Origin of the sequence: Rhizobium sp. NZLR11, from assembly GCF_019685115.1 — a bacterium.
Lineage (GTDB): Bacteria > Pseudomonadota > Alphaproteobacteria > Rhizobiales > Rhizobiaceae > Rhizobium.
Genome location: NZ_JABDWD010000006.1, coordinates 218,948 through 231,680, shown reverse-complemented (window position 1 = coordinate 231,680; position 12,733 = coordinate 218,948). Strand labels below are relative to the sequence as shown.

The 12,733-nt window shown below is 62.7% G+C and carries 8 protein-coding genes; 3 read left to right on the top strand and 5 right to left on the bottom strand.

What is annotated here, in order from left to right; genetic code table 11:
- Positions 1-25: 25 nt before the first annotated feature.
- Together HJB83_RS13105 and HJB83_RS13100 are read right to left on the bottom strand one after the other, a co-directional pair.
- Positions 26-1,309, bottom strand: a complete 1,284-nt coding sequence (locus HJB83_RS13105; protein ID WP_207582200.1) for an FAD-binding oxidoreductase — start codon at positions 1,307-1,309, stop codon at positions 26-28.
- A 67-nt stretch (positions 1,310-1,376) separates the two neighbouring features.
- The gene (locus HJB83_RS13100) at positions 1,377-2,789 is read right to left on the bottom strand and encodes a VOC family protein (protein WP_221131641.1); all 1,413 of its coding nucleotides are present in this window, start codon (positions 2,787-2,789) and stop codon (positions 1,377-1,379) included.
- Positions 2,790-2,890: 101 nt separating this feature from the next.
- On the opposite strand from HJB83_RS13100, the gene HJB83_RS13095 reads away from it, so the two are divergent.
- From HJB83_RS13095 to HJB83_RS13085, 3 genes are all read left to right on the top strand, one after another.
- Positions 2,891-3,799 carry a LysR family transcriptional regulator gene (locus HJB83_RS13095; RefSeq protein WP_207582202.1) on the top strand — a complete coding sequence of 303 codons (909 nt, stop codon included), beginning with the start codon at positions 2,891-2,893 and terminating at the stop codon, positions 3,797-3,799.
- A 69-nt stretch (positions 3,800-3,868) separates the two neighbouring features.
- On the top strand, positions 3,869-4,105 hold the full coding sequence (locus HJB83_RS13090; protein WP_003567502.1) for an Lrp/AsnC ligand binding domain-containing protein: 237 nt from the start codon (positions 3,869-3,871) through the stop codon (positions 4,103-4,105).
- A 210-nt stretch (positions 4,106-4,315) separates the two neighbouring features.
- Positions 4,316-5,494 carry a glycosyltransferase family 4 protein gene (locus HJB83_RS13085; RefSeq protein WP_221131708.1) on the top strand — a complete coding sequence of 393 codons (1,179 nt, stop codon included), beginning with the start codon at positions 4,316-4,318 and terminating at the stop codon, positions 5,492-5,494.
- 21 nt (positions 5,495-5,515) lie between these two features.
- On the opposite strand, the gene HJB83_RS13080 is transcribed toward HJB83_RS13085, so the two are convergent.
- The 3 genes from HJB83_RS13080 to HJB83_RS13070 form a co-directional block, all read right to left on the bottom strand.
- Positions 5,516-8,827 (bottom strand): oligosaccharide flippase family protein, encoded by a 3,312-nt coding sequence (locus HJB83_RS13080; protein ID WP_207582203.1) that lies wholly within the window; start codon positions 8,825-8,827, stop codon positions 5,516-5,518.
- 192 nt (positions 8,828-9,019) lie between these two features.
- Positions 9,020-10,198: a glycosyltransferase family 4 protein gene (locus tag HJB83_RS13075; protein WP_221131640.1), complete on the bottom strand. Its 1,179-nt coding sequence runs from the start codon at positions 10,196-10,198 to the stop codon at positions 9,020-9,022.
- Between the two features lie 43 nt (positions 10,199-10,241).
- Positions 10,242-12,722, bottom strand: coding sequence for a glycoside hydrolase family 2 protein (locus tag HJB83_RS13070; RefSeq protein ID WP_221131639.1), 2,481 nt, complete (start codon positions 12,720-12,722; stop codon positions 10,242-10,244).
- Between the last annotated feature and the right edge of the window lie 11 nt (positions 12,723-12,733).

Below are 12,733 nucleotides of genomic sequence, written 5' to 3'. Positions count from 1 at the left end.
GCTTCCCGGAAGCGTTTACCGGTTCTCAAAAGCGGGCATCGGCGAAATGGGCGACTTGAGCGCCCGCTTCGTACCATAGTTCCTTCAGCGCACGGAGCCTCGGTTCGGTCGGCGACGTCAGCGGCAGCGGCAGGTCGGCTTCGGCAAGCCGGCCGAGGATATGCTCTGCCAGCGTCCGGCCGAAGACCGTGCCGGGCGCAATGCCGCGGCCATTGTAACCCGAAAAGCCGACGACATTTGGCGCGAATTTGTGAAAGCGCGGCAGCGCATTGTCGGTCATGCCGATCTGGCCATACCATTCGCACTCGAATTCGACATCGCCGATAACCGGAAACAGCCGCTTCAGGGCGCGCTTGGCCCAACCCTTATGCACGGTGAGCCCGGTATTGCGCAACGCCCCGACACTGCCGAACACCAGACGTCCAGCCTGATCCATCCGGAAGGAGGAGAGGATTTCCTTGGTATCCCACGCGCCTTCCCGGCCCGCCAGGATCGACTGACGCAGATTGTGGCCGAGCGGCACGGTGGCGAAATTGAAATAGGGCAGATGCACCTGTTCGCTGCGCACCTGCTCCCACGGTCCGGTGCTGTAGGCGTCCGTCGCGACGATGATCCATTCGGCGCTGACTTCGCCGCTTTCGGTCTTCACCTTCCAGCGGCTGCCGTGACGCTCCGTTGCAACGACCGGACTGGATGTGTGAATGACGACGCCTGATTTGACGGCGGCATGGGCAAGACCGCGCGCATAGGCCAGCGGTTGCAGCGTTCCGGCGCGCATGTCGAGCAGCGAACCGGTATAGGCATCGCTGCCGATGCGTCTGGCCGTCTCCGCCGCATCGAGCAGCGTTACGGCGGCGCCGCGGGCGGACCATTGCGCCGCGCGTTCTTCGATCTCCTTCAGCCCGTCCGCACCGACAGCGCAATGCAGCGTGCCGTTGCGTTCGAGTTCACAGGCAACCCCGTGCCTGTCGATCAGTTCCATGACCAGCTTTGGCGCATTGCCGAGCAGCTCGAGCAGACGTTCGCCATGCACCGGGCCGAGCACGCCGGGCAGATCGTCGGGCATCACCCACATGCCGGCATTGATCAGGCCGACATTGCGCCCCGCCCCGCCGAAGCCGATCTCCTTGGCTTCCAGCAGCACCACCTTCGACCCGGCTTCGGCAAGATGCAGAGCAGACGACAGGCCGGTGTAACCGCCGCCGACGATGACGACATCGGCCGACACCGCGCCTGCAAGCGGCGAGGTGGCCGGTGGTTCGGCTGCGGTCTTTTCCCAGAGGCCGTGGGAGCGCGGATCATTCAGCATGGCTCAGTCCGATCGGAGCGAAATCGCGGTACTCTAACGCATATGATGAAGGGTTGAAGCCACCATTTTACGCGACGGTCTTCAGTTGCAGGCCCGCAAGACCGAGCGCCTCCATCGCCGCATCCAGCGATGCCGTCTGGCGTTCGGCATAAAGCGCCAGCTCGTCCTGGACGGTCCCGCCAAGTGCTGCCTCGAAGGCGTCGCGGTTCGAGCGGGTCCCATAATTCTGCTGCTGGTCGGTGCCGAGGTTCGACTGAAAGATGCCGGCTGCGCTGACCGGCAGGAAGTCTTCATAGACGATCGGGGCGAAGGCGAGGTAACCGTTGGTGATCAACGCTTCCGGATCGTCGGGCAGCGTGCCGCGGACGGCGGCGGCAATGCCAGCAGGTGTGGCGGAATAACGGAAAAATGCCAGACCCTGCCTGCGCAGCTCTTCCCAGCTGTCCGGCAGCGCCTTGAAACGCTCGGCAAGTTCGCTGTCGTAGGCGCCGGCCTTGGCGCCGCCGGGGCCGACCTGGACCTCGCCGCGAACCGAGGCGAGCAACCGGTCGTAGAGCGCCCGGCCCTTGGCCGTCAGCGCCACACCGCGCTGTTCGATCTCGCCGAAGCGGGCGGTGTGTGTACCCCGGATCGCACCGTCGTCATCGGAAAAGCCGATCCTTTCCTCCAGCGCCTTGAAACTCGTCTGCCGCAGGAGGATATCGCAATGACGGCGCGGCGGCCCTTCGATGACGGCCTTCGGCGTGATGCCGCGTTCTGGCATGCGGGCCTGAACCGCGTCGATATCCAGCGTGCGCGGCGTCAGATGGTTGATGTGCGGCCCCTTGAAGCTGACGACGTCGGCGATCAACCGGTGTGCATCGTGCAGGCGCTTGTAAGTCTTGGCGCTGACGGTCGCCTCGCCATGCCAACGGAAGGTTTCGAGCGCCTCGGCGACGAATTCCACTGCTTCCGGCCCGGTCAGGCCGCCGTCCCGCTCATGACGCTCGATTAGCGCGATGGCGCGCGGCGTATAGATGCGCCGCGCCGCCAGAATGGCCGCCGCTTCGCCGCGCAGCCCCTCGTCTTCGATTAGCTCCAGCTGTAACAGCGAGGTAAAGACGCGGAATGGATTAACGTTGAGCGCCGCGTCGTCGACCGGCCGGAAGCTGGTGGAATGAACAGGCACGCCGGCAACCGAAAGATCGTAATAGCCGACGGCCTGCATTCCCATGACCGCAAACAGCCGTCGAATGGTGAAAAGTTCTTCTGCCGTGCCGAGCCGGATGGCGCCGTGGCGCTCGACATCGATGCGCTCCAGTTCGCCGGCGCGGGCCAGTCGCTCCCGCAGTTCGGGGTCGTGTTCGAGGCAGCCGGCATTCACATCCGCCACCAGTTCGATCAGCGTGCCGTATTGCGGCACCTCTGCCCGGTACATCTGCGACATCGCCTCGGTAAAGAGCGAACGGATACGGTCTGTGGAAACGAAGGCTTTCGGCATCGGGGACTCCGGCTCATTCCGCTTTTGCAGGATGAACCTCTTTACAAGCGTAACAAACCCAGAAATATCGACATTTTGGAAATAGCTCATTCTGAAGCGGAATGATCATGTTTGCTTCAAGACGATTTTTGCCATCGATTTCGCATCTCGCCGCCTTTGAGGCGGTCGCCCGCACCGGCAGTGTGACGGCAGCCGCGCGCGAACTCGATCTGACCCAGAGCGCCGTCAGCCGTCAGGTGAGCGCGCTGGAGCAGCAGCTTGGCGTCGAACTCTTCCGGCGCGAACGCCAGACCATGCGGCTGACGCTTGCCGGTGACAGTTATGCCCGTGAAATCCGCGAGGCGCTACGGCGCATATCCAGCGCCTCGCTGAACCTGCGCGCAAATCCGTATGGCGGCACGCTCAATCTTGCCATCCTGCCGACCTTTGGCACGCGCTGGCTGGCGCCGCGCCTGGGGCGTTTCCTCGCCGCCAATCCCGGCGTCACCATCAATCTGGTGACCCGGCTTTCGCCCTTCGATTTCCGCCTCGATTCGATCGACGCCGCCATCCATTTCGGCCACCCGCACTGGCCGGGCGCCGAACTGGCTTTTCTGATGTCGGAGCGCACGGTGCCGGCCTGCAGCCCTGAGTTTCTGAAGCGCTACGCAATCTCCGGACCACAGGATCTGCTTTCGGTTCCGCTGCTGCACCTGACGACGCGGCCCGATGCCTGGGAGCAATGGTTCGCCGGCAACGGCGTTTCCTTCGAAAGCGTGCACGGCATGCTCTTCGACCAGTTCGCCACCGCCGCCCAAGCGGCGATTGCCGGCCTCGGCATCGCCCTCCTGCCGACATTTCTGATGCAAGAGGAGATCAGCCGCGGCGATCTCGTCGCCGCTGTCGACCGTGAAATGGAAAGCCGCGAACGCTATTATCTCGCCTTTCCGCCCGAGCGGGCCGACTATGCGCCGCTTGCCGCTTTTCGCGATTGGATCGTCTCGGAAGCGGCCGCCGATCCGGCCGCGTGACGAACGGCTTGCATCGGCATGGCGCTTTCGACCATTATGCCACCAACCAACCCTTTGCAGGAAATCCCCATGAAGCCGATCTTCGTCCAGCTCCAATGCGCCCCCGGCAAGACCTATGAGGTCGCCGATGCCATCTACCAGACCGAACTGGTCTCGGAGCTCTATTCCACCAGCGGCGACTACGACCTGCTGCTGAAGGTCTACATCGAAGAAGGCCAGGATATCGGCAAGTTCATCAACGACAACATCGCCAATATTCCCGGCATCGTCCGCTCGCTGACGACCTTGACTTTCAAGGCCTTCTGAAGCAATTCCAACAAAAGTGTGCTGCGGTTTTACGTCCGGAATTGCGTAAAAACAAAGATGCTCTGAATCAATCAGACGCGGTTAACCTTTTTCGCGAAGAATCGCCTTTCGGGACGCCGCTTAAACCGCGGCTTAACGCCGGAGAGATCTGGTCGTTGCTATAAGAGTCCCGCCTCAACTCGGGGCAACGTGCGCAGCTATAGGTGGAAAATGGCGATCGTCGAGGCAGATAGGGTGCGCGAGAAGGCGCAGCCGGAAACGGCGCCGCTGATCGTCCATGTCGTGCGCCAGTTCCTGCCCAACCGCGGCGGCCTGGAAGACGTGGTCGCCAATCTCGCCCGCCAGACTGTCCGGCGCGGTTATCGCGTCCGCGTGGTCACGCTCGATTCATTGTTCACCGCGCCTGAGGACAAACTGCAGCCGCGCGAAAACATCGACGGCATCGAGGTGGTGCGCATTCCCTGGTCCGGCAGCAGCCGTTATCCGCTGGCGCCTAAGGTTTTCCGTCATCTCGCCGATGCCGATCTCGTGCATGTCCATGCCATCGACTTTTTCTTCGACGCGCTCGCCTGGGGCCGGCTGCTGCATCGTAAGCCGATGATCGTCACCACCCATGGCGGCTTCTTCCACACGCGAAAATACGCGGCGATCAAGAAGATCTGGTTCCGGACGTTGACCCGCGCCTCGGCACTGGCCTATCGCAGGGTCGTCTGCTGCAGCGCGTCCGACCTCAAGCAGTTTTCGGAAATCGTGCCCGACAGCCTGCTGATCGAAAACGGCGCCGATATCGGCAAGTTCGCCGACACCGCTTCGCGCCGGGCAAAGCGCCGCATCGTCACCATCGGCCGGTTCTCGGTGAACAAGCGGCTGGACCATCTCCTCGATGCGATGGTCATGCTGACGACCCGTGATGCGGAATGGCATCTCGATATCGTCGGCGCCGAATCCGACCTGAACCGGGCGGATGTCGAAGCCGCGATCGAAAGCCGTAACCTTTCCGGCCTGGCCACCCTGCACGTCTCACCCGACAACGGCGCCATCCGACGGATCATCACGGATGCCTCGCTCTTTGCCTCCGCCTCTGAATATGAAGGTTTCGGTCTGGTGGCGCTGGAGGCGATGAGCGCCGGCCTGCTGCCGGTGCTGAACGCCAACGATGCCTTCGCGACACTTGCCGGCCGGCATCCTGCTATCATGCTTGCCGATTTCACCGATCCTGGGGCCGCCGCCACCGCAATCGAAGCGGCCTATGAAGGTCTTTCGCGCCAACCTGAGACCATTCGCGCTGGGCTTCTCGACGCTACGCGCGGCTATTCCTGGGATATCGTCGCCGGACGCTATATCGATCTCTACAGATCGTTGGATATCGTCGCCGTCGAAAACATCTGATTCTGCTTGCTGAAATTCCCGTCACGCTCTTGCGAGACGAATGATCTCGTCCAGCACGAATTTGCGCGACTGCGGCGGCGTCAGATTGTGGTCGGCATCCGGCAGCATCAGCAGCCGGACGTTCGGATAGCGGGAAAGCCTTGCGCCGCGCGGCCCGAAATGGAAATAGACATGATCGAGCCCAACATCGCCTTCGCTGTAAATCAGCGTCAGCGGCACCTTGCGTTTGCCGAACAGCGCGAAGGAATGCCTGACCTCGCGGGCGATATGGCGTCGGTCGGGAAGCAGCTCGAGCAGCGGCGCGATCCACGGCGACAACCGGCGGCCGGCGGCGATGACGACATTCTGCAGCGCCGAAACCACATCCACCTGGCCGCGCAGCAGCCGCTTCAGCGTATCGAGCCGCGCCAGGCGCTGGCCGTAGTCATCCAGGCTGCGGGGAACGGAAACGACATGCTCTTTGCGCACCGGGATCTTCGGATCCCAGTAGTAGACGAAGGGATTGATCGACACGACGGCCTTCAAACGCTCATCGGCGACCCCTGCGCGGAAGGCGAGATAACCGCCACTGCATCGGCCGGCGACCATGACCGGACCGGTGACGATGCTTTCGAGCAGATCGAGCGAGGCGACCGCGTCCGCGGTCTGCGTATCGGAGTAAAGCACCTGTTCCGGTGCATCCGGCCGCGGCGGGCTGTCGCCGACATTAGCGGAATCGAAGCGCAGCGAAACGACGCCTTGCCGCGCGAGCTCGCGGGCCATATCAACCGTCGTCCGTCCCCAGCCGGCATGCCGGTCATAGGCCGTCGACAGGAACAGCACGGCATTGCCCTTGATCTCGCCCAGCGGCCGGCTGACGACGCCGACCAGGTGATCATGGCTTCCGAAACGCACCGGCATTTCCGTAAAGCCGTCACCTGCAAGCGGCGGGTTCTCGATCGCTGCCGATGAATGGGCTGCGGACGTCTCCGTCGTCCTTGCCTCCAGCCACGTCGTCAACAGCGCGATGACATCAATCGGCGTCTTGGCAAACAGCGGATTGGTGGCGAGCTCGTCATAGCCCTCGAAAGCCCTCTGCTCGACATCGGCGCCAAGCGCCCTCAGCGCATCGGCAAAGCCGGTATCCTCGGCCTTCGCAGGACGTTCGAGGATCAGATAGCGCGGGGCTGCAAGCCCCTGCGGTGAAGCGATGCTGAGCTTGCCGAGCTCGGCAGCGATCTCCTCGGGCATGACCAACCCGGCGATCTGCACCTTTGCCGTCTGGACGTGCTCCTTGCCGAGGCCGAGATCGGCATCGATAATCCTGGACCACATGTTGAGTTCACGCAGATAGGCCCGGCCGCTCAGCACCGGGGCCAGCATGACCAGGCTGTCGACACCGTCGATCGAGGAGCCGATGCGCTGGGAAAGTGTTGCCCCAAGGCCCTGGGCGATAAGGATGACGCGGTCGCAGCCGCTCAGCGACTTCAGCTTGACGGCGGCCGCACGGATCGAATTTTCCCAGGTCTCCAGCCTTGCCGGCAGCGCGCCGAAATCGAGCGCATCGCCGGTGCCGCGATAGTCGAAGCGCAGGCTCGGTACGCCGATATCGGAAAAATGCTCGGCCGCAACGCGGAAGAATTTGCGGCTGCACATCTCCTCGAAACCCCACGGGCTGACAAAGAGCACGGCCGCCGAACGTTTCTTCACTAGAGGATTCTCGGGCATGAACAGCCCGACCGTGCCGTCGAACACGACAGGCAGGGCAGCGCTGCGTCCGGCACCCGCAGCCGGATCGAGCGAGAATTCGCCGGGCGCGACCTTGGCACGATCGGGATCGCCGGGAAGCCGCGGTGCAATGAAATTGATTGCGTGCCCCACAGGCCGGCGCAACAGCGACGGCATCTTGTCGAGAATGGAGCGCATGACGTCGACATCCTCGCCCGGCACGGCGCGCAGCACGCGGAGCGCCGCGAAATAGCAGACTGTACCGGCGACGATTGCAGCGACCAGTCCGACCGGGCCATGGAGGAATTCCAGCACGGAAATCGCCGCGCAAGCGCAGAGCACGGAGGCGAGTGTCACCTTCGTCAGGCTTGCGTAGAGACCCGAAAGCTGGGATCCGAATCCTGTCTGTCTGATCATCATCACCGACATCGCAACGAAAACGAGGATGCGCACGAGTGCGGCACCCTCGGCTGCAAGCCTAGGTACGATCAGTAAACAACCCGCTACCATGAGAAGGCCACCTATCACACTGATGTTCAGGCGGGAGCGGGCCCGGTCCATCGACAACAGATAGAGGCTGAGGATCTGCATGAAGGTATAGGCGGGCGCGACGAGCGCCAGCAGCGCCACCACCGTGCCGCTGCGGCGGAACGCCTCGCCGAACACCACAAGCACCAGCTCGCTGGAGATCGCTGCCAGCCCGAGGCTCATCGGCAACACGATATAGGCCATGCTGCGGGTAACGGCTGCGAAGACCTCGACCGGCAAGGTCGAATCGTCGCTGTTGTGACGCCGCTCGGAATAATAGGGCAGCAGGCTGCCGGTCATCTGGATCGGCAGTTGAAGGGCGATATTGGCGATCGACAGTCCGACGGCGTAGTAGCCGACCATCTCCACCGACCAGAACTGCTGCAGGAAGAGCAGTTCGAGCCGATTGAGGAAGATGGAATCGATAATGAACTGGATCGACAGGATAACGGAGGAGGAAGCGAGAGATTTCAGCGAAACCCCGCACCAGTCGCGTCGCGAAAGAAGGATCGGCAGCGTAGCGAAAAACAGCACGAGCTGGCCGAGCGCATAACCGACGAGAACACCCTCGACGCCATAGAAAACGGCGCCGACGGCAACACCGGCGAGCTGCACAATCGAGACTGCGACCGTCAGCCGGAAGAAGGCACCAAGCTTTTTTTCGCCAATCAGGTAAAATTTGACGAAGGATCCGATCGCCTGGACGAAGAACAGCACGCCGGTAACCAGGGCGACGGACGGCGCGGTATCGGCCCAGTGCATCTCCTCGGAGGTCAGGAAAAACAGAGCGTAGAGCGCCAGCAGCACGACGGTCGAGAACATCATGAAGCTGACGAGGATGGCGGCAAAACCGCGCCGGCGGCGCGCGTCGTATCCTTCCGCAGAAAGTTGCGGTAGGGTCTTCAACAGCGTGATGCTGGAGCCGAGTTCGGCGATCGAGGCGCCCGTGACCACCAGCCAGAGCGAGAAGGCGACGATGCCGTTGGCTTCCGGTCCGAGCAGCCGCGCCGTTATGATCGATGAAATGAAGCCCGTCAGCAAGAGCAACATGCCTGCCGCCGCATTCATCATCGAATTTGCGATAATACCCTTCGACATCTGTCCATCCGCCAGGATCGGCCTAAAACGCGTCGCGATCTTTCAGATTCGCTCCTCGCGCTTTGGGCCTTTGTTTTTACGCATGCCGTTATCGCAAAACCGCTGCATACCTTTGCGCGACATGCTCTAAAACCGGATACCCGCCACCTCTAATGCAAAAATGTTAAAATAAAGCGGAGTGGCGACCTCACCTTAGCTTGCCTGCATCGCCGATAGCTTCTGAAGCGCTTTCTCATAGCTGTTCTCAGCGAGGTAGCGCAGCAGGAAGGCCCGCGCCTTTTCAGCCTTCTCTCTCGCAAGCTCGGGCGCGCGGAAGATATCCCCGAGGCGCGCGGCCGCGGCTTCCGGAGAAGGATCTGCCCAGACCGCGCCCTCGAGCCCGGCAAATTCCGGATGGGTATCGACGACCGGAATGAGGGGAGAGTCGACCAGCCATGTATTGTCCGGATCGCAGAAATCCGCCGTGCCCGACCAGGCGGTTGAGATAACCGGCGTGCGCTGCATGATCGCCTCGGCAACCGTCAGCCCGAACCCCTCGGAACGATGCAGCGAAAGATAGGCGTCGGAAGAGCGGATGAGGCCGTTGATCTCGGCGTTCGACAGCCTGTCAGTGACGATTCTGATCCGGGCGTCACCCGCGACCGAAGCGACCAGTGCGCGCAGGCCTTTGTCCTTGTTCACATCGCCGCTGGCCTTCATCAACAGGAAAGCGCTTGGGGCCTCGGCGGCGAATATCCTGAAGGCTTCGATCACCGCCTGCGGATTTTTCCGGTTGATCGAGGAGCCGGCGCTGAAAATGAAGCTGACGAGAAAGGCGTCCTTCTCGATGCCGAACTTCTCCCGCATGCCTTCCGTTGCCGGCGCCGCGGTGACGGGATGCGGAACGACGATAACGGGTGCCTTGGTGAGCGGCGCAATCGCCCGCCGGGTGAATTCCGACGGCACGAAGACGGCATTCATATAGTGCATAGCGTTGCGCCACTCGGCCGGCACGACTTCGAGCTCCCAGGCGAAATACCCGATATTGAAGGCGCGGGTGAAATTCGCAACGCCCTTCTTCAGAATGGCGCGCGGCAGCATCGGCGGATTGAGATGCCAGATACGGCTTCCCGGCGCCTCGATCGAGAGAGGCGACGGTGTCCATCCGGCGAAGGACTCTTCGTCGGGATGCGTGCTGACGTCCGAAAGCGAAATCGCCCCTCCCGCCTCCGACAGAGCGCCGGCGCAAAGCCTTGCCGATTCGCCGACGCCGACAGCCATCGAGAGATAGCCGACGATTTCCACCGGCTTGCGCGGATTGAAGGCAAGCCGCGATCGCGGGATCAGCCGCTGCAGCACATGGGCACGCAAAAAGCGGTATGTCGTTCTCAAATCGCGGTCTTTCTCAATGGATCGGCATCGTTTTTCGCGAGATTCAGCCCGAGAGGGCGACACGATGCGAACTTCCCAGACTTCTAATCTCGCCTGTGGGCGCGATATCGCTTTCGGTGCCGGGCAGCGCCGAGAGCTTCACGTGCCGCATCGCGCCGGGGGCAAGGTGGAACCAGTCGTCGTCGGCCCGGTAGCCCTCGATGTCGATATGCACCGACTGCGCCAGCCGGTCGGTCCTCAGATCGACGAACCAGTCGTCGCCGTCCCTGCCGAGCGATGCTTCGATGCCGGCATCATGCAGCGCCTTCCCCCGTCCGCACGGGAAGTGGAAGCTTTCCGCGAGGGTGTCGCCATCTGCCAGCGAACGCAGGCGCGCAACACTCGCATCATGCGACGGCGGCCCGAAACGGAAGGCATAGGTCGTATCGAAAAAGGCGCCGAACAGCGCGGTGCAGGCAATACGCTCCGTGTCCCTTGCGTCCAGCTTGAAAGCCCTGCTGCCGCTGAGCACCTGCTGTTTTCCATCCCGCAGGCAGACGACTTCGAGTTCCACATCGAGGGCGGCATCCGTCTCGTTGATGATGTGCACGTCGAGACCATTGGTTCCCTCGTCGGTGAAAACCACCTGAACCGGCCGGAATGCACGGCGCATCGCATACCAGGCCGGCTTTGGCTCACCGGTGGAATCGATCACGCCCCAGCCGGGACCGGGCAGCAGATCCTGCAACGTCCAGACGAGCGCGCCGTTACAGGAGGAGCCCTTGCGCCGCCATTCGGCAAAGGTCTCTTCGATCACCTCGCCAGTGACGGCGCGGGAGAGGTCGAGATAATGCCCCGGATCTTCGCGGCGCAGCTGGGCCGGATCGAGGTCGTAGAGAAGCTGCAGGTAGAAATCGCGAACATCCTCGAAATCCCAAGATGCGCTGCGGTCGCGCGGCACACGGGCCTTCCACAGTGGGCTGTGCACAGCCGGCACATCGAGATGGCGTTGCAGCGTCCTTTGCTGCGGCACATGCGCGAAGGCGAGGCTCTCGGAGGCAAAACGCACGTTGGCGCGACGCGCATCGGCAATCGGCAGCATATAGGCGCCGACGCCGTAATAATGGGCAATACCGGCATTGGGTGAAAACGGCATCGCTCCGCCATAGGGCGAGTTCGGGACATAGGGCACGTCCGGACGCATGCGCGCGACGACCGCCGGGATGATTTCATCGGTGACCGGCCCGCTCCAGAATTCCATGGGCAGGCCGAGCATCGCCGCCTGCTGGTGGATTTCGCTGCCGCCGCAGAGCACTGCGAGGGAAGGCGACGCCTGGACGCCGTGCAGGAATTCCTCGACCTCGGCATGCACATGGCCGAGAAAAGCCTTGTCGTTGCGCGGATAGTCGAAATTGGCGAACATGAAATCCTGCCACACCAGCAGGCCGAGCTCGTCGCAGAGCGTAAAGAAATCGGGCGTCTCGTAGACCATGGTGCCGCCGATGCGGATCATGTTCATGCCGGCGCCAGCGGCAAGCCGCAGGAACGGCTCATAATCCGCCCGCCCGCCCGGCAGACGCGCGATATCGGCTGTCGTCCAGACCGCGCCGCGGCAGAAGATGCGTTCGCCGTTGACGGTGAGCGCGAAGTCGTCGCCGTCTTCGCCGTGGTCAACGTCGATCCGCCGGAAGCCGGTCCTGCCCAGCGGATATTCAACGCCGTCGGAAATCAGCGTCAGCTCGTAGAGGCGCGGAGCGCCATGTGTATGCGGCCACCAGGGCTCGATGTCGGAAAGCTTGAGGATAGCCGAGTAATGATTGTCGCCGATCTTCTCGAAGGGCTGCTCCATCCCGCCGCAGTGCAGCAGCATCGCGGGATGCTCGGCATTGCTATGCAGGGAAACGCTGAGGCGGCCGACGCCGCTTTCCTCCAACACCGCGCGGATGGAGACATTGTCGATCGAGACGGGATTGCGCCGCACCATCGAAATCGGCCGCCATGGCCCGACGGCATGGATATCGGGGCACCAACCCGGCATATGACCGAGCAGCGTCGTGCGGAAATTCTTCAGCCCCGCCGGCGTGATCATCTGCGGCCGCCAGCGTGCGCGCGGGCCCGGCTCCGACAGCCGGGGGCCGAGCGCCCGGAAGCATAGCGCCAGTTCGTCGCCGCCCGAAAGCGTCACCGGAATCTCGTGCGCCGTGAACATGCTCTCGGAAAACAGGATTTCTTGGCCGTTCAGGAAGACATGGCAAAGCGTCGCGAGCCCTGCAAAACGCAGGATTGCCTCGCCGGGCTCGGCATCGAAGAGCCGGCAGAGATACCAGGCGTCCCTGGTGTTCAACGGTTCGGGATTTTCCCGATCGAACAGCCCGGCCTTTTCCAGCGCTGCGGCGACGGTTCCGGGAACGGGCGCTGGGATGAGCCGCGCGGAGAGCGGGATATCGTGCGGCACGGCGCAGGCGCCCGGCTCCGTCAGGATCAGGTTCCAGCCTTCGGAAAGCAGACTTTCCTCGGCACCGATGCTTGCCAAACGCCCCCGCATGGTCAGATCTC